The organism is Streptococcus sp. 20925_1_69 (assembly GCF_041432365.1).
Lineage (GTDB): Bacteria > Bacillota > Bacilli > Lactobacillales > Streptococcaceae > Streptococcus.
Genome location: NZ_JAPVZL010000004.1, coordinates 105,951 through 128,308, shown reverse-complemented (window position 1 = coordinate 128,308; position 22,358 = coordinate 105,951). Strand labels below are relative to the sequence as shown.

21 protein-coding genes and 1 pseudogene are annotated in these 22,358 nt (G+C 41.7%); 17 read left to right on the top strand and 5 right to left on the bottom strand.

What is annotated here, in order from left to right; all coding sequences use genetic code 11:
* Positions 1-13: 13 nt before the first annotated feature.
* Positions 14-709 carry an ABC transporter ATP-binding protein gene (locus O3601_RS04095; RefSeq protein WP_004256110.1) on the bottom strand — a complete coding sequence of 232 codons (696 nt, stop codon included), beginning with the start codon at positions 707-709 and terminating at the stop codon, positions 14-16.
* Positions 710-713: 4 nt separating this feature from the next.
* Positions 714-1,079, bottom strand: coding sequence for a GntR family transcriptional regulator (locus O3601_RS04090; RefSeq protein WP_269795522.1), 366 nt, complete (start codon positions 1,077-1,079; stop codon positions 714-716).
* Positions 1,080-1,218: 139 nt separating this feature from the next.
* Here O3601_RS04090 and nrdR point away from each other — a divergent pair, with 139 nt between their 5' ends.
* The 10 genes from nrdR to O3601_RS04040 all read left to right on the top strand — a co-directional run bounded on the left by nrdR (position 1,219) and on the right by O3601_RS04040 (position 8,628).
* Positions 1,219-1,692 carry a transcriptional regulator NrdR gene (gene nrdR / locus O3601_RS04085; protein WP_033676519.1) on the top strand — a complete coding sequence of 158 codons (474 nt, stop codon included), beginning with the start codon at positions 1,219-1,221 and terminating at the stop codon, positions 1,690-1,692.
* Complete coding sequence (locus O3601_RS04080) at positions 1,693-2,862, top strand: DnaD domain protein (protein ID WP_371471264.1); 1,170 nt, start codon at positions 1,693-1,695, stop codon at positions 2,860-2,862.
* Positions 2,863-3,759, top strand: coding sequence for a primosomal protein DnaI (gene dnaI / locus O3601_RS04075; protein WP_371471262.1), 897 nt, complete (start codon positions 2,863-2,865; stop codon positions 3,757-3,759).
* Complete coding sequence (locus O3601_RS04070) at positions 3,756-4,469, top strand: NADPH-dependent oxidoreductase (protein WP_371471260.1); 714 nt, start codon at positions 3,756-3,758, stop codon at positions 4,467-4,469. The genes dnaI and O3601_RS04070 overlap by 4 nt, the downstream gene beginning before the upstream one ends.
* A gap of 13 nt (positions 4,470-4,482) precedes the next feature.
* Positions 4,483-5,793, top strand: coding sequence for a ribosome biogenesis GTPase Der (gene der / locus O3601_RS04065; protein WP_371471258.1), 1,311 nt, complete (start codon positions 4,483-4,485; stop codon positions 5,791-5,793).
* Positions 5,794-5,878: 85 nt separating this feature from the next.
* A complete protein-coding gene (locus tag O3601_RS04060; protein WP_371471339.1) occupies positions 5,879-6,214 on the top strand; it encodes a hypothetical protein in 336 nt (111 codons plus the stop codon).
* A 33-nt stretch (positions 6,215-6,247) separates the two neighbouring features.
* On the top strand, positions 6,248-7,039 hold the full coding sequence (locus tag O3601_RS04055) for a hypothetical protein (protein ID WP_371471256.1): 792 nt from the start codon (positions 6,248-6,250) through the stop codon (positions 7,037-7,039).
* Positions 7,032-7,673, top strand: coding sequence for a hypothetical protein (locus tag O3601_RS04050; RefSeq protein ID WP_371471255.1), 642 nt, complete (start codon positions 7,032-7,034; stop codon positions 7,671-7,673). The genes O3601_RS04055 and O3601_RS04050 overlap by 8 nt, the downstream gene beginning before the upstream one ends.
* A gap of 3 nt (positions 7,674-7,676) precedes the next feature.
* Positions 7,677-8,327, top strand: a complete 651-nt coding sequence (locus O3601_RS04045; protein WP_173225654.1) for an ATP-binding cassette domain-containing protein — start codon at positions 7,677-7,679, stop codon at positions 8,325-8,327.
* A 10-nt stretch (positions 8,328-8,337) separates the two neighbouring features.
* Entirely contained in the window at positions 8,338-8,628 is a 291-nt protein-coding gene (locus tag O3601_RS04040; RefSeq protein ID WP_050222445.1) for a hypothetical protein, read from the top strand.
* Between the two features lie 308 nt (positions 8,629-8,936).
* Here O3601_RS04040 and O3601_RS04035 read toward each other — a convergent pair whose 3' ends face one another.
* Positions 8,937-10,103 (bottom strand): IS30 family transposase, encoded by a 1,167-nt coding sequence (locus O3601_RS04035; protein WP_371471253.1) that lies wholly within the window; start codon positions 10,101-10,103, stop codon positions 8,937-8,939.
* Between the two features lie 226 nt (positions 10,104-10,329).
* Here O3601_RS04035 and secA point away from each other — a divergent pair, with 226 nt between their 5' ends.
* From secA to recG, 6 genes are all read left to right on the top strand, one after another.
* Positions 10,330-12,843 (top strand): preprotein translocase subunit SecA, encoded by a 2,514-nt coding sequence (gene secA / locus O3601_RS04030; RefSeq protein WP_371471252.1) that lies wholly within the window; start codon positions 10,330-10,332, stop codon positions 12,841-12,843.
* A gap of 80 nt (positions 12,844-12,923) precedes the next feature.
* On the top strand, positions 12,924-13,955 hold the full coding sequence (locus O3601_RS04025) for a 3-deoxy-7-phosphoheptulonate synthase (RefSeq protein ID WP_049538788.1): 1,032 nt from the start codon (positions 12,924-12,926) through the stop codon (positions 13,953-13,955).
* A 1-nt stretch (position 13,956) separates the two neighbouring features.
* Positions 13,957-14,988, top strand: a complete 1,032-nt coding sequence (locus tag O3601_RS04020; protein WP_371471251.1) for a 3-deoxy-7-phosphoheptulonate synthase — start codon at positions 13,957-13,959, stop codon at positions 14,986-14,988.
* Between the two features lie 44 nt (positions 14,989-15,032).
* Positions 15,033-15,395 carry a holo-ACP synthase gene (gene acpS / locus O3601_RS04015; protein WP_000635002.1) on the top strand — a complete coding sequence of 121 codons (363 nt, stop codon included), beginning with the start codon at positions 15,033-15,035 and terminating at the stop codon, positions 15,393-15,395.
* Positions 15,385-16,488 (top strand): alanine racemase, encoded by a 1,104-nt coding sequence (alr, locus tag O3601_RS04010; RefSeq protein ID WP_000648063.1) that lies wholly within the window; start codon positions 15,385-15,387, stop codon positions 16,486-16,488. The genes acpS and alr overlap by 11 nt, the downstream gene beginning before the upstream one ends.
* Positions 16,479-18,521: an ATP-dependent DNA helicase RecG gene (gene recG / locus O3601_RS04005; protein WP_371471337.1), complete on the top strand. Its 2,043-nt coding sequence runs from the start codon at positions 16,479-16,481 to the stop codon at positions 18,519-18,521. Before alr ends, recG begins: the two co-directional genes overlap by 10 nt.
* A 612-nt stretch (positions 18,522-19,133) precedes the next feature.
* On the opposite strand, the gene O3601_RS04000 is transcribed toward recG, so the two are convergent.
* Together O3601_RS04000 and O3601_RS03995 are read right to left on the bottom strand one after the other, a co-directional pair.
* Positions 19,134-20,051, bottom strand: a complete 918-nt coding sequence (locus tag O3601_RS04000; RefSeq protein ID WP_261025004.1) for an Rpn family recombination-promoting nuclease/putative transposase — start codon at positions 20,049-20,051, stop codon at positions 19,134-19,136.
* 141 nt (positions 20,052-20,192) lie between these two features.
* Positions 20,193-20,744 (bottom strand): annotated as a pseudogene (locus O3601_RS03995) (GNAT family N-acetyltransferase).
* A gap of 430 nt (positions 20,745-21,174) precedes the next feature.
* On the opposite strand from O3601_RS03995, the gene O3601_RS03990 reads away from it, so the two are divergent.
* On the top strand, positions 21,175-22,155 hold the full coding sequence (locus O3601_RS03990) for an acetylxylan esterase (protein ID WP_371471250.1): 981 nt from the start codon (positions 21,175-21,177) through the stop codon (positions 22,153-22,155).
* The last annotated feature ends 203 nt before the right edge of the window (positions 22,156-22,358 follow it).

Genomic DNA, 22,358 nt, shown 5'->3' with positions numbered 1-22,358 from the left:
TAATCTCCTTTGCTTAGGCCTTAAATTCCTGACGGAAGAGTTGGTCAATGGATTCACCTGACTCATAGCGAATATCATCTACATTACCCTGACGGACGACTTTTCCATCCTTAAGGAAGACAATTTCATCTAAGATTGGCTCGATATCAGAAATCAAGTGGGTAGAAATCAAAACGGTAGAAGTTGGGGAGTAGTTGTTGATAATGGTATTGAGGATATAATCACGGGCTGCTGGGTCCACTCCACCAATAGGTTCGTCCAGAACATAGAGACGAGCATCACGGCTCATAACCAAAATCAGTTGTACCTTTTCTTTGTTTCCTTTTGATAATTTCTTGAGACGACTATTTTCATCAATGCCGAGGTCTGCAAGTAGATGATGGGCGCGTTCCAGATTGAAATCTTTATAGAAGGTCTTGAAGTAGGTTAGGGCCTCTTTGACCTTCATTTGCTCATTGAGATAGGTCGTATCAGGCAAATAAGCTACGATGGCCTTGGTTGCTGGACTTGGGTCCATGTCGTTGATGAGGACACGTCCTTGATCTGGTTGTAAGAGGCCATTGATTAGTTTAATCAGGGTTGTTTTCCCTGAGCCGTTTGGGCCGAGGAGACCGACAATTTTTCCAGCTGGGATGTCAAGGGAAACATTTTCAAGGGCTGGTGTTGCTCCATAAGATTTGGATACATTTTCAAATGCTAGTAATGACATAGGCTTAAACTCCTTTAATATAATCGCCGACTACGCCTGGTAGTTCTTCTTTTTCATAGCCAAAATGGGTCATGGAGGAAACGAAGTGTTCCAATTCTTCTTCCGATAATTGTTTGCGTGATTGGGAGATTAGCTCCTTATCCTCAGTCACAAATCGTCCAGTTGTGCGCTTGCTGTAGACAAATCCTTCTCGTTCGAGGTCTGACAAGGCTCTTTGGATGGTATTTGGATTGACACCCGCCTCGCTAGCCAGCTCTCGCACGGTTGGAAGTTGTTGATTGGGTTCCAGTGTATGGGAAACAATCTGAAGCTTGATTTTCTCCATAATCTGTAAATAGATGGGTTTTTTGTTGTCAAATGTCCAGGACATCTTGGTCTCCTTTCTTTTATCTATTTGTCTTAATTAAATAATACAACAAAACAAAAAACTTGTCAAGCAAAAAGAAGAATTGTTTTGGGAATCGTTTAAAAAATGGTATAATGAAAAGAAAACGATAAGGAGGGAAAGGATGCGTTGTCCAAAATGTGGGGCTACCAAGTCAAGTGTTATCGATAGTCGCCAAGCAGAAGAAGGGAACACTATTCGTAGAAGACGTGAGTGCGATGAATGCCAACACCGTTTTACAACCTACGAACGAGTAGAAGAAAGAACCTTAGTGGTTGTTAAAAAAGATGGCACACGGGAACAATTCTCCAGAGATAAAATCTTTAATGGGATTATCCGCTCAGCCCAGAAACGTCCTGTGTCAAGTGATGAAATCAACATGGTAGTCAATCGTATCGAACAGAAACTCCGTGGTCGAAATGAAAATGAAATTCAAAGTGAGGACATTGGTTCACTCGTCATGGAGGAGTTGGCTGAGTTAGATGAGATTACCTATGTGCGTTTTGCCAGTGTCTATCGTAGTTTTAAGGATGTTAGTGAGTTAGAGAGCTTGCTCCAACAAATCACCCAGTCCTCTAAAAAGAAAAAGGAAAAATAAATGAAGCCAATTGACCGTTTTTCTTATCTAAAGAATAATCGGGTGTCGCAAGATACCTCATCTCTGGTACAGTGCTACCTCCCGATTATCGGTCAGGAGGCACTGAGCCTTTATCTTTATACAATCAGTTTTTGGGATAATGGTAGAAAGGAATATCTTTTTTCAAGCATTCTTAACCATCTCAACTTTGGGATGGATAGACTGATAAAATCCTTGAAAATCCTATCTGCTTTTAATCTCTTAACCCTCTATCAAAAGGGGGATGTTTATCAGTTAGCCATTCAGGCTCCTCTATCTAGTCAAGACTTCTTGGAGCATCCTGTTTATCGCAGACTTTTGGAGAAAAAAATTGGCGATGCTGCTGTGGAGGATTTGAGAGTTGAGAGTGCTGAGGGAGAAGAAATACCTGTCTCACTCAATCAAGTCTTTCCAGACTTGGCAGAGCTGGGAAGTCAAGAAGATCTTGGTCTCAAGAAGAAAGTGGCCAACGATTTTGACTTAGACCATTTTCGTCAGCTTATGGCTCGAGATGGGCTTCGCTTTGCGGATGAGCAGTCCGATGTCTTAAACCTCTTTGCCATTGCCGAGGAGAAGAAATGGACTTGGTTTGAAACCTATCAATTGGCTAAGTCAACAGCTGTTTCCCAGGTTATTTCAACCAAACGAATGCGGGAAAAAATTGCTCAAAAACCGATTTCCTCTGACTTTAGTCCTAAGGAAGCGACCATTATCAAAGAAGCTAAAAGTAAGACTGCCCTGCAGTTCCTGGCAGAAATCAAGCAAACACGCAAGGGGACCATTACCCAAACAGAAAGAGAACTCTTGCATCAGATGGCTGGCTTGGGCTTGCTGGACGAAGTCATCAATATCATTCTCTTGTTGACCTTTAATAAGGTAGATTCGGCAAACATCAATGAGAAATATGCCATGAAGGTAGCCAATGACTATGCCTATCAAAAGATCCATTCGGCAGAAGAGGCAGTCTTGCGCATCCGTGAACGTGGGCAAAAGAGTCAGGCTCAAAAAGGCAGTAAACCGAGTCCTGCTAAGTCCAATGTACCCAAGTGGAGCAATCCAGATTATAAGAATGAAACCAGCGAGGAAACTCGTCTGGAACTAGAACGTAAGAAACAAGAACTATTAGCTCGATTAGAAAAAGGAGGAGATTAGATGGAAAGTGTCGGAGACGTACTCAAACGTCAGCCTAGCCGTTTTCATTATCAAGATTTGGTCCAGAAAATCATGAAGGACTCTGATGTTGCGGCCTTTATCCAGCAAGAATCCTTGACTCCAGAGGAATTAAATCGCAGTATCTCCAAGTTTAATCAGTACATCACCGAGCGTGACAAATTTCTCCGTGGTGATACGGATTATATTGCCAAAGGCTACAAGCCGATTTTGGTTATGAATCATGGTTATGCGGATGTTTCTTACGAAGAAACTCCTGAACTAATCGCGGCGGAAAAAGAAGCGGCTATTAAGAACCGTCTCAAGTTAATCAATCTGCCAGCCAGTCTCAAGCAAGCTAGTTTGGCTCAAGTAGACTTGGATGATTTGGGTCGCTTGCCAGTTTTTGAAAAGCTATTAGCCTTCGTGGAACAATATCCAACTATTCGAAAAGGTCTTTACTTATATGGAGACTTTGGTGTGGGTAAAAGTTTCATGGTGGCTGCCTTAGCCCATGATTTATCAGAAAAACGCGGTGTTTCATCCACTCTCCTCCACTATCCTAGCTTTGTCATTGATGTCAAAAATGCTATCGGTGATGGCAATGTCAAGACCTTGGTGGATGAGATTAAGCTTTCTGAAGTCCTGATTTTAGATGATATTGGTGCCGAGCAATCAACAGCTTGGGTACGTGATGAAATCCTGCAAGTCATTCTTCAATATCGGATGCAGGAAAATTTACCGACCTTTTTCACCTCCAACTTCAACTTTGAAGAATTGGAGCAGCATTTCGCTAAAGGGAAACATGGAAATGACGAAACCTGGGAAGCTAGACGGGTCATGGAACGCATCCGTTATTTGGCTGAGGAGACTCGTTTAGAAGGAGTAAACCGTCGATGACAGAAACGATTAAACTGATGAAAGCTCATAAGTCTGTTCGAAGATTTAAGGAACAAGTCCTTCCTCAAGAAGACTTGACTGAAATCCTGACAGCAGCCCAGATGGCCTCGTCTTGGAAGAATTTCCAATCCTACTCTGTGATTGTGGTACGAAGTCAAGAGAAGAAAGATGCCTTGTATGAATTAGTGCCTCAAGAGGCTATTCGCCAGTCTGCTGTTTTCCTTCTCTTTGTCGGAGATTTGAACCGAGCAGAAAAGGGAGCACGACTCCATACCGATACATTCCAACCCCAAGGTGTGGAAGGTCTCTTGATTAGTTCAGTCGATGCGGCTCTTGCTGGACAAAATGCCCTGCTGGCAGCTGAAAGTTTGGGCTATGGAGGTGTCATCATTGGTTTGGTACGGTACAAGTCAGAAGAAGTGGCAGAGCTTTTTAACCTGCCTGACTACACCTATCCTGTCTTTGGGATGGCACTAGGCTTACCAAATGAAGAACATGAAGTCAAACCTCGCTTGCCATTGAATCAAGTGGTGTTTGAGGAAGAATACCGAGAACAGTCAACTGAGGCAATCCAAGCTTATGACCGTGTACAGGCTGACTATGCTGGGGCGCGTGCAACCACAAGCTGGAGTCAGCGCCTAGCAGAACAGTTTGGTCAAGCAGAACCAAGCTCAACTAGAAAAAATCTTGAACAAAAGAAGTTATTGTAGAAAGTGAGAAATTATGGCCCTACCAACTATTGCCATTGTAGGACGTCCCAATGTTGGGAAATCAACCCTATTTAATCGGATCGCTGGTGAGCGAATCTCCATTGTAGAGGATGTCGAAGGAGTGACACGTGACCGTATCTATGCAACGGGTGAGTGGCTCAATCGTTCCTTTAGCATGATTGATACAGGAGGAATCGATGATGTCGATGCTCCTTTCATGGAACAAATCAAGCACCAGGCAGAAATTGCCATGGAAGAAGCCGATGTTATCGTCTTCGTCGTGTCTGGTAAGGAAGGAATTACCGATGCGGACGAATACGTAGCCCGTAAACTTTATAAAACCCATAAACCAGTTATCCTCGCGGTTAACAAGGTGGACAACCCTGAGATGCGAAATGATATCTATGATTTCTATGCTCTCGGTTTGGGTGAACCATTGCCTATCTCATCTGTCCATGGTATCGGTACAGGGGATGTGCTAGACGCTATTGTAGAAAATCTTCCAAATGAATATGAGGAAGAAAACCCGGATGTCATTAAGTTTAGCTTGATTGGTCGTCCTAATGTCGGAAAATCAAGCTTGATTAACGCTATTTTGGGAGAAGACCGTGTCATTTCCAGTCCTGTTGCTGGAACAACGCGTGACGCTATTGATACCCACTTTACAGATACAGATGGTCAAGAGTTTACCATGATTGATACAGCTGGTATGCGTAAGTCTGGTAAGGTTTATGAAAATACCGAGAAATACTCTGTCATGCGTGCCATGCGTGCTATTGACCGTTCAGATGTGGTCTTGATGGTCATCAATGCGGAAGAGGGTATCCGTGAATACGACAAGCGTATCGCTGGATTTGCCCACGAAGCTGGTAAAGGGATGATTATCGTGGTCAATAAGTGGGATACACTTGAAAAGGACAACCACACTATGAAAAACTGGGAAGAAGATATTCGTGAGCAGTTCCAATACCTGCCTTACGCACCGATTATCTTTGTATCCGCTTTGACCAAGCAACGTCTCCACAAACTTCCTGAGATGATTAAGCAAATCAGTGAAAGTCAAAATACACGTATTCCATCAGCTGTTTTGAACGATGTGATTATGGATGCTATTGCCATCAACCCAACACCGACAGACAAAGGAAAACGTCTCAAGATTTTCTATGCGACTCAAGTGGCAACTAAACCACCAACCTTTGTTATCTTTGTCAACGAAGAAGAACTTATGCACTTTTCTTACCTACGTTTTTTGGAAAATCAAATCCGCAAGGCCTTTGTCTTTGAAGGAACACCAATCCATCTCATCGCAAGAAAACGCAAATAAAAAAGTAGAATCTGGAATGACATTTCCAGATTTTTTTGATAGAATGAAGATAAAGAAAGCGCTGTCAAATCGAGAGGGGCTGGTGATGAAACATTTGTTTAAATTGATAATCCTATTTCCCTGGTTTTACTTTTTCAGCTGGATTGAAAAGGCCAATAGAGATAGTAAATTTTTCCCAATTTTTTACTATTTTTACTGGTTTTACATCCCCCTCTATGCTCTTTTTAGCCTTGCTTGGACAGTTATTTCAGTTCTGTTTTTCAATATCGTCTTGAGAAATGTGACAGATATCAAGTTATGGGGCATTTGGTTTCTTTTTATTCTGCTAGCTATTGGTCTGAATAGGTCAACTTATTTCTGTTTCAAAAAAATGCTTCGCTTGAGACGAGAACTAGGGGAGTCTAAAGGCGGAAGGCATTGATTTATATCGGTTTTTATTTGTAGGAGGTGGCTTATGAAGATTCCTCTCTTAACTTTGGCAAGGCATAAATTTGTTTATGTCTTGCTTACTTTAATTTTTCTTGCTTTGGTTTATCGTGATTTTTTGATGACTTATTTCTTTTTTGATATTCATGCGCCTGACCTAGCCAAATTCGATGGACAAGCAATTAAAAATGACTTATTAAAATCAGCTTTAGATTTTCGTATTCTCCAGTTCAACTTAGGTTTTTATCAATCATTTATTATTCCAATTATGATTTCTTTGCTAGGTTTTCAATACATTCAGCTGAAAAATAAAGTTTTACGATTGAGTATTGGAAGAGAAGTGAGTTATCAAGGGTTAAAAAGGAAGTTGACTTTTCAAGTTGCAAGTATCCCTTGTGTGCTGTATTTAGTAACAGTACTGATAATTGCAATTTTAACTTATTTCTTTGGGACTTTTTCTCCTCTTGAATGGAATTCTCTATTTTCTGATGGGAGTAGTTTACAAAGGATTCTAGATGGAGAGATAACAAGTTATTTGTTCTTTACTTGTGTCCTACTAATCGGTATTTTCATCAATACGGTCTATTTTTTAAAAATAGTTGATTATTTAGGGAATGTGACTCGTTCGGCAATTGCCTATTTGATGTTTCTTTGGCTTGGTTCTATGCTGCTCTATAGTATCTTGCCATACTATATGGTTCCTATGACGAGTTTGATGCAGGCTAGCTATGGGGATGTCAGTTTGATGAGACTCTTTACTCCTTATATCCTTTATATTGTCTCTTATATGGTGCTTGAAAAATATGAAGATAATGTTTAAGAATTTTAACAATATTTGGTTAAAGAGAAAGATCGTTTTACTACTTCGTATAGTTCTGATGATGATTTTGATAAACTATCTATTGTCAACAGCGGTTCAAAAGCAGGATGTTTTTCTCTTTTTCAAGAGGGAATTGATTTCAATCTTTTCCTATAATGACTATTCTGAAGTGAATTTAGAAATCCCCAAACTCTTGTTAAACCTTTCTATTTTCATGGTAGGATGGCTCTCTGTCATTTTACTTGAAAGTGATTTGGCAGACCATTATCATCATTTGATTCGCTATCAATCAAGCTCCTTTTTCGATTATACAAGGAAACGATTGGTTGTCATTTCTAAATTTTTTACTCAAGATTTATTTGTCTGGTTTCTTGGTTTACTTCCGCTAGGAATTCATTTCAAAACAGTCACACTTTTCTTTTTACTTGCTCAGTTAACGATCTTGTACTTGCTACTTTCTTATCTGATAGCACTTATTAGTGCGGGCGCTGGTTTTTCCTTTTTTCTCTATTTTTTAGCATTTGTGGGACAAGAATGGATGATGGATCATATTGTAACAGTGTATTTAGTACTCTTAAGTTTATTAGTTATCTTGATTGTTAGTCGGTTAGAAGAGAAATTTAAGAAAGGATAAACGATGAGACTTGAAATTATAAATGGACAGAAAATTTATGGGAAAAGACCTATTTTAAATCAGTTAAATCTGGTCTTTCAATCAGGAAAAATTTATGGACTTAAAGGTGATAATGGATCTGGCAAGACGGTTCTTTTAAAGGTACTTGCTGGTTATATTAAGCTTGACAAAGGAAAAGTTCTTCAAGATGGTAAAGTTTACGGGGTAAAAAATCATTATATTCAGGATGCAGGAATTTTAATTGAAAAGGTAGAGTTTCTATCTCATTTATCCCTTAGAGAAAATTTGGAACTGTTAAGGTATTTTTCATCTAAAGTTACGGAAAAAAGAATTACCTATTGGATTCAATACTATGATTTACAGGAATTTGAAGACGTTGAGTACCGTCATTTATCCTTAGGAACGAAACAAAAAATGGCCTTGATTCAAGCCTTTATTTCCGAACCATCTATACTCTTTCTCGATGAACCTATGAATGCTTTAGATGAGAAGAGTGTGAGGTTGACCAAACAGGTCATTTTATCTTACCTGAAAAAAGAAAATGGTTTGGTTATCCTGACTTCGCACATATCGGAAGATATTTCAGACCTTTGCACAGATGTATTAGTTGTCGAAAATGGGCATATACAATATTTAAAGGATATACAATCCTAGGAGGTAGCTTATGGCACATCTAAAATCATTTATTACACGCTATTCTAAGGTCTATATTGGTTTAGTTCTGCTGATCTGGCTGGCTTTCTTCTTTCTTCCTTGGGATAAACCAGTTCTGGGAATATCTATCAATCTCTTAATCATGCAGAAAGTTTTACTAGTTTTTGGAATTCTGTCGATTTTGATGGCCTTGCTGTCCAAGAAAGTCAGTCTCTTTGTTTTTGGATTGATCTGCTGTTTTTCTCTTTGGATAAATCTATTTATCCTATTTGCGATTTTGCCGATTTTTGTTGGCAATTAATCAGTCATAAAAATCAGAGAGGTTAGCTTGGAAACTAGCGGTAACTTCTAAAACTAACTTCCAGTTTCCCACAACCTAGCTTTTAGTATAAGAAAAACGCGTGAAATCGGTGGAAATCCGTCTTAGAGTAACTTCCGCTGGTTTTCTTTTTCTTGATATATAAGGGTTCAAAAGCGAAAAGACACAGAAAAAAGTGCACGACAAATAGCCCTAAAACAGAGTCGTCTTAGAGTAACTTCCAGTTGCTAGCGTTTAGTGTGAGACTTTTCGATGGTGATAAGATGTGTAGTTAGAGGGGAAAATTCCCTTTATTTCAATAAATCAGGTGATAAGTGTGTGTCTTCTGGTTTGACAAATTGGCAACCCAGAAGAGCAGCGATGTCCTCGCCAAAGTTGAAGGTGAAGACGTCGTAAGCAGATTTTCCTTGAAACTCTTCTCGTTTCAAGGAATTGACATGGGAAATGACTAGATTGACGTCTTTCTGAGTCAGCTGGTCAAAGGAAGTGTCCTTGGGAAGAATGTCTCGCAAAACTGTATGATTCTTCTCAATCCGCCCCTTCTGGTCAGGACGGCTAGGGTCACAGAAGTAGAGGTAAGACTTACCATCAATGTCTCTCTCAAGCTCCTCCACATAGGAGAACTCAGATCCGTTGTCCGTGAGAATGACAGGGAAGAGCTGATGGAACGCATACCCTCCGTCCATGACTCTTTCTTTCAAAGCTGCGAATTTAGTGGCGACCTCCAGAGCGGTCTTGTTGTCCAAAAGCAAGGCGAAGAGGAAGTTGCAGAAGGAAACGTTGAAGGTGAGTAGCACCTTTCCACCAGGTCTGCCGATGACCGTGTCCATTTCCAACCATTTGAAGAAATCATCTGTTTCTCGTAACTCTTGGAAATCTTGGTAGGTCCGCCCAATTTTTAGCTCTTTGGGAATAGCTACTTTTCTGGATTTTCTGCGTTCCTTGAACTTGACCATCCGAGGAAAATCAATGGGTTTGGCTGTCAGATATCCCAGCTTGGCATGCCGATACACCGTAGCTTTCGACATAGGTAGGTTATGTGTCTGAATGATATGGTAGATGCTTTGTTTCTTCTGGATGCCTTGGGTTAAGACCTTATCCATCTGATAAAAACTTTCCTTGTTTAGGGGGATGCCCTGTCTGGATTCCCTCAACATAGTCTCGTACTGTTCCTGCGCCTTTTTCGCGTAGTAAAGATAGCGGTTAAACCCACAATCCGTCCTCTTTTTTGGACAGTTGTTACAGACATAAGGAGCTTTTTTGAGAAGAGGGCAATCCGTGCAATCAGATTTGACGGATGTTGGATGCGTGATGCGATTGCGCTTGATTTCCTTTGAAATCGTTGACGGATCTTTTCCCATCTTCTCAGCGATGGAACGGAAAGTCTCCTGTTGGCTGATTCCAGTTTGGATGTCAATACGGTCTTCTAGAGTGAGATGTTTTTGTTTTTTCGTCATGAGGTGCCTCCTCACGAAAAGTCTCAGGCTTAATTCTAGCATAATTCGTCGTCTGAGACTAACTTCCAGTTTTGGGAGAGAGCTGGAAGTTACTTTTAGAAGTTACGCTTGGAAACTAGCCTCTTTTTCCTTTTCAAAATGGGGATTCTTCCTTGAAAATAATCAGTAATTGTGCTAAAATTAAAAGAACATTCTAAAATATTCGGAATTTAAAGTAAGGAAAAACATGGCTAATATTTTAAAAACAATTATCGAAAATGATAAAGGAGAAATCCGTCGTCTGGAAAAGATGGCTGACAAGGTTTTCAAATACGAAGACCAAATGGCTGCTTTGACTGATGACCAACTAAAAGCAAAAACAGTTGAATTTAAAGAACGTTATCAAAATGGAGAATCACTGGATTCATTGCTTTATGAAGCATTTGCGGTTGTCCGTGAAGGTGCTAAACGTGTCCTAGGTCTATTCCCATATAAGGTTCAGGTCATGGGGGGAATCGTTCTTCACCATGGTGACGTGCCAGAAATGCGTACAGGGGAAGGGAAAACCTTGACTGCGACCATGCCCGTATACCTCAATGCCCTTTCAGGTAAAGGGGTTCACGTAGTTACGGTCAATGAATATCTATCTGAACGTGACGCGACTGAGATGGGTGAATTGTACTCATGGCTTGGTTTGTCAGTAGGGATTAACTTGGCTGCCAAATCTCCAATGGAGAAAAAAGAAGCCTATGAGTGTGATATTACCTACTCAACCAACTCAGAAATCGGATTTGACTACCTTCGTGACAACATGGTTGTTCGCGCTGAAAACATGGTACAACGTCCGCTTAACTATGCTTTGGTCGATGAGGTTGATTCAATCTTGATTGACGAGGCACGTACACCTTTGATTGTATCAGGTGCTAACGCAGTTGAAACCAGTCAGCTCTACCACATGGCAGACCACTATGTAAAATCTTTGGACAAAGACGACTACATCATCGATGTGCAGTCTAAGACTATTGGTTTGTCTGATTCAGGGATTGACAAGGCTGAAAGCTACTTCAAGCTTGAAAATCTCTATGACATCGAAAATGTGGCTTTGACTCACTTTATCGATAACGCCCTTCGTGCCAACTACATCATGCTTCTCGATATTGACTATGTAGTGAGCGAAGAGCAAGAAATCTTGATTGTCGACCAATTTACAGGTCGTACCATGGAAGGTCGTCGTTATTCTGATGGATTGCACCAAGCCATTGAAGCTAAAGAAGGTGTGCCAATTCAGGATGAAACCAAGACATCTGCCTCAATCACTTACCAAAACCTCTTCCGTATGTACAAGAAATTGTCTGGTATGACAGGTACAGGTAAGACCGAGGAGGAAGAATTCCGTGAAATTTACAACATTCGTGTTATTCCAATTCCAACAAACCGTCCTGTTCAACGTATTGACCATCCAGACTTGCTTTTTGCTAGCATTGAAGCTAAGTTTAAGGCCGTTGTTAAAGATGTTAAGGCTCGTTACCAAAAAGGTCAACCTGTCTTGGTTGGTACAGTAGCGGTTGAAACCAGTGACTACATTTCTAAAAAATTGGTCGAAGCTGGTGTTCCTCACGAAGTCTTGAACGCCAAAAACCACTATAAAGAAGCCCAAATCATTATGAATGCTGGTCAACGTGGTGCTGTTACCATTGCGACTAACATGGCCGGTCGTGGTACCGACATCAAGCTTGGTGAAGGAGTTCGTGAACTTGGAGGACTTTGTGTTATTGGTACAGAACGTCATGAAAGCCGTCGTATCGACAACCAGCTTCGTGGACGTTCAGGTCGTCAAGGAGATCCAGGTGAATCACAATTCTACCTATCTCTTGAAGATGACTTGATGAAACGTTTTGGTTCTGAACGCTTGAAAGGAATCTTTGAACGTCTCAACATGTCTGAAGAGGCGATTGAGTCTCGCATGTTGACACGTCAGGTTGAAGCTGCACAAAAACGTGTCGAAGGAAATAACTACGATACCCGTAAACAAGTCCTTCAATACGATGATGTCATGCGTGAACAACGTGAGATTATCTATGCTCAACGTTACGACGTTATCACTGCAGATCGTGACTTGGCACCTGAAATTCACTCTATGATTAAACGCACGATTGGTCGTGTCGTTGATGGTCATGCGCGTTCAAAACAAGATGAAAAACTAGAGGCAATTTTAAACTTTGCTAAGTACAACTTGCTTCCTGAAGATTCTATTTCTGTTGAAGACTTGTCAGGCTTGTCTGATAAGGCTATTAAGGAAGAACTCTTCCAACGTGCCTTGAAGGTTTACGATAGTCAAGTTTCAAAACTACGCGATGAAGAAGCAGTCAAAGAATTCCAAAAAGTCTTGATTCTACGAGTTGTAGATAACAAGTGGACAGATCATATCGATGCCCTTGATCAATTGCGTAACGCGGTTGGACTTCGTGGTTATGCTCAGAACAACCCAGTTGTTGAGTATCAGGCAGAAGGTTTCCGTATGTTTAATGATATGATTGGTTCGATTGAGTTTGATGTGACACGCTTGATGATGAAAGCACAAATTCATGAACAAGAAAGACCACAAGCAGAACACCATATCAGTACAACAGCGACTCGTAATATCGCTGCCCACCAAGCAAATATGCCTGAAAATCTGGATTTGAGTCAGATTGGACGGAATGAACTTTGCCCATGTGGTTCTGGTAAGAAGTTTAAAAACTGTCACGGTAAAAGACAATAAAATGAGATAGTTTAGAGGCGGATACCTTGTGAAAAGTAAATTTTTACTTGGTATCCGTTTGATTTATAAGGAGATGAGTTATGGTATTTACAGCAAAAAGTCCTAAAATTAATATTGAAGAAGTTCGTGCCTTATCAAAATTAGAAGGCCAAGCTTTGGAGAGAAAATCACAGCGCGATCAAGAGCTAGAAGCCATTATACGTGGAGAAGACCAGAGAATTCTCTTGGTAATCGGGCCATGCTCATCTGACAATGAAGAAGCTGTCCTTGAGTACGCTAAGCGTTTGGCAGTCCTACAAGAAGAAGTAGCAGACCGTATCTTTATGGTTATGCGTGTTTATACTGCCAAACCCCGTACCAACGGAGATGGCTATAAGGGCTTGATTCACCAGCCTAACACAGCAGAAGCCCCTAGCCTCATCAACGGAATTAAAGCCGTTCGACATCTTCACTATCGTGTTATCACGGAAACAGGTATGACAACAGCTGATGAAATGCTTTATCCTGAAAATCTACCGCTTGTGGATGATTTGATTTCTTACATGGCGGTTGGTGCCCGTTCAGTTGAAGACCAGCAACACCGCTTTGTGGCCAGTGGGGCAGATTTCGCGACTGGGTTTAAAAATCCAACCTCTGGAAATCTCAATGTCATGTTTAATGGGATTTATGCTGCTCAAAACAAACAGAGTTTCCTTTTCCTAGGAAAAGAAGTGGAAACAACTGGGAACCCGCTTTCGCACGCTATTCTTCGTGGAGCAATCAATGAGTATGGTAAGAATATTCCTAACTACTACTATGATAATTTGATGGATACCATTGCCCAGTATGAGAAAATGGGCTTGGAAAATCCCTTTATCATTGTGGATACCAATCATGACAACTCTGGTAAGCAATACATGGATCAGATTCGAATTGTCCGCCAGACCTTGATTAACCGTGATTGGAATGAAAAAATCAAGCAGTATGTTCGTGGCTTTATGATTGAGTCTTATCTAGAAGACGGCCGTCAAAACGAACCAGAAGTATTTGGCAAGTCGATCACAGACCCTTGCCTTGGCTGGGAAAATACGGAAGCCCTCGTCAGAGAAATCTACCAAACGCTAGGAGAATAAGATGGCATTTATTGAAAAAGGTCAAGAAATCGATATTGAAGCAATCAAGGCAGAAACCCAATTGTCTGTGGAAGCCCTGCGACTAAAGGAGCGTCGTGATAGAGAATTGGCAGACATTATTTCAGGAGAAGATGACCGCATCCTTTTGGTGATTGGTCCTTGCTCTTCTGATAATGAAGAAGCTGTCTTGGAATATGCCCGCCGTTTATCAGCCTTGCAAAAGAAGGTGGCGGACAAGATTTTCATGGTTATGCGTGTTTATACAGCTAAACCACGCACCAACGGAGACGGCTATAAAGGCTTGGTTCATCAGCCAGATACTTCTAAGGCTCCAAGCCTGATTAACGGTTTGCAGGCTGTGCGCCAGTTGCATTACCGCGTGATTACAGAGACTGGTTTGACAACGGCAGACGAGATGCTTTATCCGTCAAATCTGGTCTTAGTAGATGATTTGGTTAGCTACCATGCTGTTGGGGCTCGTTCTGTGGAAGACCAAGAGCACCGCTTTGTGGCTTCAGGAATTGATGCACCAGTCGGGATGAAAAATCCAACTTCTGGAAATTTGGGTGTTATGTTTAATGGCATTTATGCTGCTCAGAACAAACAGACCTTCCTTTTCCATGGGCAAGAAGTTGAGACTTCAGGAAATCCCTTGGCCCATGTCATCCTTCGTGGGGCAGTTAATGAGTATGGGAAAAATGAGCCTAACTTTTACTATGAAACTTTGCTAAATGCCATTGAACGTTATGAGACCATGGGACTTGAAAATCCTTTTATCCTCATCGACACCAACCATGATAATTCAGGCAAGCAATATATGGAGCAAATTCGGATTGTTCGCCAGACCTTGCAAAATCGTGATTGGAATGAGAAGATTAAAAAGGCAGTTCGAGGCTTTATGATTGAATCTTACCTAGCAGATGGTCGTCAAAACCAACCAGAGGTCTTTGGTTGCTCGATTACCGATCCTTGTCTAGGTTGGGAAAATACAGAGGCCTTGGTAGAAGAAATTTATGCTACCTTGACAAAATAAGTGAAAAGGATGGAGTTGGGGAATCTCAACTCCTTTTGACGAGAATGATAGTTGGACATGGAATTGACATCGAAGAATTGGCTTCGATAGAAAGCGCAGTTACACGACATGAAGGATTTGCTAAGCGCGTGCTGACAGCTAAGGAAATGGAGCGGTTTAACAGTCTTAAAGGGCGCAGGCAAATAGAATTTTTAGCTGGTCGCTGGTCGGCTAAGGAGGCCTTTTCCAAGGCCATGGGAACGGGTATTGGCAAGCTCGGTTTTCAGGATTTGGAAATCTTGAACAATGAACGCGGGGCGCCTTATTTTAGTCAGGCACCATTTTCAGGAAAGATTTGGCTATCTATCAGCCATACCGATCAGTTTGTGACAGCTAGTGTCATTTTGGAGGAAAATCATGAAAGCTAGTCCACATAGACCAACCAAGGCTCTGATTCATCTGGGAGCTATTCGACAAAATATTCAGCAAATGGGGGCTCATATCCCTGAAGGAACGCTCAAATTTGCAGTAGTCAAGGCTAATGCCTATGGGCATGGGGCTGTTGCTGTTGCGACGGCTATTCAAGATGATGTTGATGGCTTTTGCGTTTCGAATATTGATGAAGCCATTGAACTCAGACAGGCTGGACTCAGCAAACGAATCCTCATTTTAGGAGTTTCTGAAATCGAAGCTGTTTCTCTTGCTAAAGAATACGATATCACCTTGACTGTGGCTGGACTGGAGTGGATTCAAGCACTCTTAGATAAGGAAGCGGACTTAACTGGATTGACAGTCCACCTTAAGATTGACTCAGGCATGGGACGGATTGGTTTTAGAGAGGTTCGTGAGGTTGAGCAGGTTCAAGCTTTGCTCCAACAACACGGTGCTTATGTTGAAGGGATTTTTACCCACTTTGCTACTGCTGATGAAGAATCAGATGACTACTTTAATGTCCAGTTAGAACGGTTTAAAGATATTTTGGCTAGTATGAAGGAAGTCCCAGAGCTGATCCATGCCAGCAATTCGGCAACGACTCTTTGGCATGCAGAGACTATTTTCAATGCGGTTCGCATGGGAGATGCCATGTATGGTCTCAACCCAAGTGGAGAGGTCTTGGACTTGCCCTATGACTTGAAACCAGCCTTGACCTTGGAATCTGCTCTGGTTCATGTCAAGACAGTTTCAGCTGGAGCTTGCATGGGCTACGGAGCGACCTATCAGGCGGATAGCGAGCAAGTCATCGCGACCGTGCCAATCGGCTATGCGGATGGTTGGACACGTGACATGCAGAATTTTTCTGTCTTGGTAGATGGTCAAGCTTGCCCAATCGTCGGGCGGGTTTCTATGGACCAAATCACCATTCGTCTGCCTAAGATTTATCCGCTAGGAACAAAAGTAACCTTGATTGGGTCCAACGGGGACAAGGAGATCACAGCTACTCAGGTAGCGGCCTACCGCGGGACTATTAACTATGAGGTAGTTTGTCTCCTCAGCGACCGCATTCCGAGAGAATATTATTAAAAAGAAAGGAGTGGAGCATGAATCTACATCAACCCTTGCATGTCTTACCTGGTGTGGGACCAAAGTCAGCAGAAAAATACGCCAAACTAGGAATTGAAAACTTGCAAGACCTATTGCTCTACTTTCCTTTCCGTTATGAAGACTTTAAAACCAAGCAAGTGCTGGAACTGGAAGACGGTGAAAAGGCGGTTCTCTCTGGTCAAGTCGTGACTCCTGCTAGTGTCCAGTATTATGGTTTTAAGCGTAATCGCCTGCGCTTTAGTCTTAAGCAGGGAGAAGTTGTTTTTGCGGTGAATTTCTTTAACCAGCCCTATCTAGCAGACAAGATAGAGTTGGGAGCAACCCTTGCTGTCTTTGGAAAATGGGATCGCGCCAAGGCTAGTCTGACTGGAATGAAGGTCCTAGCTCAGGTGGAAGATGACCTCCAACCTGTCTATCGTCTGGCTCAGGGAATCAGTCAAGCTAGTCTGGTCAAGGTCATCAAAACAGCCTTTGATCAGGGACTGGACCTCTTGATAGAGGAAAATCTTCCCCAGTCTTTGCTGGACAAATACAAACTCATGTCCCGTTGTCAGGCCGTTCGTGCCATGCATTTTCCTAAGGATTTGGCAGAATACAAGCAAGCCCTTCGCCGTATCAAATTTGAGGAACTCTTTTATTTCCAAATGCAATTGCAGACGCTCAAGTCTGAGAATAGAGTTCAGGGAAGTGGTCTGGACCTGAACTGGTCTCAGGAAAAAGTGACAGCAGTCAAGGAAAGTCTTCCTTTTGCCCTGACTCAAGCTCAAGAAAAGAGTTTGCAGGAAATTTTAACCGACATGAAGTCGGACCACCACATGAATCGTCTCCTACAAGGGGATGTGGGGAGCGGAAAAACGGTGGTCGCTGGCTTGGCCATGTTTGCAGCAGTGACAGCTGGCTACCAGGCTGCTCTCATGGTGCCAACAGAAATCCTTGCAGAGCAACATTTTGAGAGTTTACAGAACCTCTTTCCAGACTTGAAACTGGCTCTCTTGACAGGTTCCTTGAAGGTTGCAGAAAAGAGAGAAGTCTTGGAGACAATTGCCAAGGGTGAGGCTGATTTGATTATTGGAACTCACGCTCTGATTCAGGATGGGGTGGATTATGCTCGTCTGAGCTTGATTATCATCGATGAGCAGCACCGTTTTGGTGTGGGGCAAAGACGTATTTTACGGGAAAAAGGCGACAATCCAGATGTCCTCATGATGACGGCAACTCCCATTCCACGAACCTTGGCCATCACAGCCTTTGGCGATATGGATGTTTCCATTATCGACCAGATGCCAGCAGGGCGGAAGCCTATTGTGACTCGCTGGATCAAGCATGAGCAATTACCTCAGGTCTTGACTTGGTTAGAGGGGGAAATCCAAAAAGGTTCTCAAGCCTATGTCATCTCTCCCTTGATTGAAGAATCAGAAGCTCTGGATTTGAAAAATGCCATTGCCTTATCAGAAGAGTTGACGGCTCATTTTGCAGGTAAGGCAGAAGTGGCTCTTCTACATGGTAAGATGAAGAGTGACGAAAAAGACCAGATAATGCAGGATTTCAAAGAGCGAAAAACGGATATTCTGGTTTCGACAACGGTTATTGAGGTTGGGGTCAATGTTCCTAATGCGACTGTTATGATTATCATGGATGCCGATCGCTTCGGGCTCAGCCAACTTCACCAGCTCAGAGGTCGTGTCGGTCGGGGGGACAAGCAGTCCTATGCTGTGTTAGTTGCCAATCCTAAGACGGATTCTGGGAAAGACCGCATGCGCATCATGACAGAAACGACCAATGGATTTGTCCTTGCGGAGGAAGATTTGAAAATGCGTGGTTCAGGTGAGATTTTTGGAACCAGACAGTCAGGCCTTCCAGAATTCCAAGTGGCTGATATTATCGAAGATTTTCCGATTTTAGAAGAAGCCAGAAAGGTTGCTAGCTACATTAGTTCTATTGAAGGCTGGGAAGAGGATCCAGAATGGCGCATGATTGCCCTTCATTTGGAGAAGAAAGAACATCTAGATTAAGCTTTCTCTAAGGAAATCTTAAGCTAGCTTTCAGGTTTGGCCCTTATACTAGAGTCATCAAAAAGAAACGAGGACTCTCACATGACAGTAACGATTAAAGTAAATTACCAAACCACTTTCCAAAAGAAAGAAGCAAAAAATTAAGATTGAACAGGAGAAAAAGGGCGGAGATGCTCTTTTTTTGTTTCTGAAAGCACAATTTATTGAATCTAAAATAGCACACTGCGGATTCTAAAAAATTTCTAGAAATTATAGTAGATTGAATCCGAAATAGTCCACCGAGTTTTCTAAAACATTGCTAGAAATTAGCTTGAATTCCGCAATCAATTTGTTCAGTTTTTATTTCATTTAACTATAATTTGACTTTCCTAATTTCTTTGTTCATATATTATTTCAATACACTATATCTTACTATTTCAGAGCCCACATCTAGCATAACTAAAAAAACAGATTCTTCCATCTATTACGGAAAAATCTGTCATTGATTTAATGATTTACAAAAACTCCAACCACGGTTTACGAACCTCGTCTTTGCTGGTTTCTCTGTATTTTTTGAGTTCCAAGAATGCCATCTTGACTAGATGGTGTTCCTGTCCATTGTTTGTGATTGTCTTAATCTTTCAATAACGCCTCAAACTCAGCGACAGTCATACCCAATTGATCACTTGCAAATTCGGAAGTTAAAACATGTTGGCGTACCATATCCAGAAATGCAAAAAGTTTCCCTTCTTCCCTTCCTTCAACTTTCCCACGTTCCAATCCCTGTTCAATCCCTTCCGCCCTAGCAGTCTCCAAGGCATAATCCTGAGCCAATAACGCTTGTTCTTCACGCATACGTAGTTGACTAAACATTTTCCTGTCCTCCTCGGACCAGCTCTTGTAGTCTAGCAGTTGATCTGCCTGGCTAATGGCTCGCTCGGGTTGCTGGGTAAAGGGTTTATTACCGAAAAACTCCAACCACGGTTTACGAACCTCGTCTTTGCTGGTTTCTCTGTATTTTTTGAGTTCCAAGAATGCCATCTTGACTAGATGGTTTTCTTGTCCGTTGTTTGTGATGGTTAAGACCTCACCTGTCGTATCTTCTCGCATACTAAAGCTATGAAAAGCCAGGTCATCTGAGAAATAATTACTATCCACAATAGCGATTGCGTAAACAGGAGCGATATGCTTGTAACTCTGGTGGGTGTCACCTTCACGTTGGCGAATTTTCTCAAGATTCTGATTGACCTGACTACATAGATAAGCCCACAAGCGATTGATGAAAAAATTCTGATGATGTACTTGTATTTCGATAATAACCTGTGTTCCATTGTCCAACTCTGCCAAAACGTCTATACTAGTGTAAAAATCCTGAGCCGAGTAGGGCAGGGAAGGTAAGACATGAATATTGCTCCCCTCCAAAATGGTCACATTTTTGGCTGGCAAGTCCAGCATATCGCGAATAAATTGACAAGTGATTTCTGGATTGCTAAAGATTTTCTTAGCAACCAAATCGTTGGTCGGGCTGATGCCCGGATGTCTGAGAATCATCCATTCCCTCCTTCTATTATACCATATTTTAAAATCTAATTTTGCTAGATTCGATGGTTCTATCTATTTATTCGGAAAAAAGAGGATAAATGAAATAGTAAATAAAAAATAAGAACAGCGGATAAGCAATAAATTTTAAGATTATCTGTCTTCTCCGCTTATCTGATAATAAATAAGGTTCGCAATATAGCCTTTTCTCTCTACCCTATTTGCAACAGTCTTTAGATAGGACATTCCAGTCTTATCCATAACATGATCTGAAGCTGGGTTGAGACTGGCATATCGTGCTTTGACTTTTTGAAAACCTGCTTGAGTAAAACAGAAGTCTAAGATAGCTTTTAAGGCCTCTGTCATAAGGCCACGACTCCAATAGTTTTTTCCTAAAACATAGCCAATTTCACAACTGGAATCATCCTCATTCATCTCAACGATGCTGCTATCTCCTATCACTTGATCTGGGTTTTCTTTGAGGTAAATGGCTCATTTGTAATAGTTGGGATTGGCATAGGAAGAAACCCAATTACGAATTGAGTTTCGAGTGACCTCAACATCAGGATGGGGATTCCAAGTAACATAGGTCAGATTCTCAGCAGACGAAGCCCGATTTTGAAACATGGCTTCCGCATCACTCTCCACAAATCTTCTCAAGATTAAACGGTTTGTCTGTAATATTTGCGTACCTATTGCTTTCATGATGTTACCTCGCTTTCTGGTGTGTGATTCTCTATTCAATCTCCATTGAAACTATAGTATATCGAGATAAGCTGTAGACAAATCAACTGGGACATTCACATTAATTTCTAAAAATACTTTAGAAGTTAATTGGTACTATTCTAGATTCAATTGATTATACTTTCTGTCAGTAGGTTTGAGGGAGGAAAAGCTAAATTCACTTTCTATTTATACTTAATGAAAATCAAAGAGCAAACTAGGAAATTAGCCGTAGGTTGCTCAAAGCACTGCTTTGAGGTTGTAGATAAGACTGACCAAGTCAGTTACATATATACTCCAAGGCGATATTGACGTGGTTTGAAGAGATTTTTGAAGAGTATTACCCTTCTTTCTTGCATTGCTTTTCTAGATATGCTACAGTTATGGTAGCGATTACAAAAAGGAGCATGTTATGAAAAATCCAGCTTTGTTAAAAGAAATCAAGACTTATAGAGGAAGGGATGAGGTTCCAGAAGACTTTGATGCTTTCTGGGATGAGGAAGTGAAAAAAGTTTCAACTCTTCCAGCCTACCAGTTGGAGGAGAGAGATTTCTGCATTCCTCAAGTCAAGTGCTATGAGTTAACATTTGAAGGAACCAATGAAGGAAAGGTCTACGCACGCGTCGTTCTTCCAAAGAGTGAGGAGAAGGTTCCGATAATCTTCCATTTCCATGGTTATATGGGACGTGGCTGGGACTGGGCTGACATGCTGGCCTATACCGTAGCTGGTTACGGTGTTGTCTTCATGGATGTGCGGGGCCAGTCAGGTTACTCGCAAGACGGTTTGCGTTCTCCTCTTGGAAATACGGTTAAGGGTCATATCATCCGTGGGGCTGTGGAAGGTCGGGATCACCTCTTTTATAAGGATGTTTATCTGGATATTTACCAGTTGGTTGAGATTATTGCCAATCTGCCTCAGGTTGATGAGAAGCGACTTTCTAGCTATGGTGCCTCACAAGGTGGCGCTCTAGCCTTGGTAGCGGCAGCGCTCAATCCTCGGATTCAGAAAACAGTTGCCATCTATCCCTTCTTGTCAGACTTTAGACGAGTGCTTGAGATTGGTAATACTAGCGAGGCTTACGACGAACTTTTTCGTTATTTCAAGTTCCATGATCCCTTCCATGAAACTGAGGAGGAAATCATGGCGACCCTTGCCTACATCGATGTGAAAAATCTTGCCCATCGTATCAAGGGTGAGGTTAAGATGATTACGGGCTTGGACGATGATGTTTGCTATCCTATTACCCAGTTTGCGATTTACAACCGTCTCACCTGCGATAAGACCTATCGCATCATGCCTGAGTATGCCCACGAAGCCATGAATGTTTTTGTCAATGACCAAGTATACAACTGGCTATGTGGTAGTGAGATTCCTTTTAAATATGTGAAGTGATGAATGAGAGAGCCTAGTAGCTCTCTTTTTGTACAGAGTCTAGTCAGCAAATATTCTAGTTCATATATACTTTGAAATTCATACTCTTCGAAAATCTCTTCAAACCACGTCAGCTTTATCTGCAAGCTCAAAACAGTGTCTTGAGCAGCCTGCGGCTAGCTTCCTAGTTTGCTTTTTGATTTTCATTGAGTATGAGTTTTTTT